Annotated in this window: 1 pseudogene; it reads left to right on the top strand. The window is 75.5% G+C overall.

Features of this window, described 5'->3' with window-relative positions:
* Nucleotides 1-208 (top strand): annotated as a pseudogene (locus QWY28_RS24255) (bifunctional DNA-formamidopyrimidine glycosylase/DNA-(apurinic or apyrimidinic site) lyase); the annotation flags it as partial.

Raw genomic sequence — 208 nt, 5'->3', positions numbered from 1 at the left:
CCGCCGGAGATCGCGCACATCGCCCCGGACCCGCTCGAGGCCGCGTTCGACGCCGCCGACGTCGTACGTCGCGTGCGCCGGCGCACCACGGGGGTCAAGCGGCTGCTGCTGGACCAGAACCACGTCTCGGGCGTCGGCAACATCTACGCCGACGAGGCGCGGTGGCGCGCCAGGATCCACGGCGAGCGGCCGGGGGAGCGGCTGACGG

It is taken from the genome of Nocardioides oceani, assembly GCF_030412965.1.
GTDB lineage: Bacteria > Actinomycetota > Actinomycetes > Propionibacteriales > Nocardioidaceae > Nocardioides > Nocardioides oceani.
Note: the sequence above shows the minus strand (reverse complement) of the source record. Positions and strands in the feature narration are given on the sequence as shown.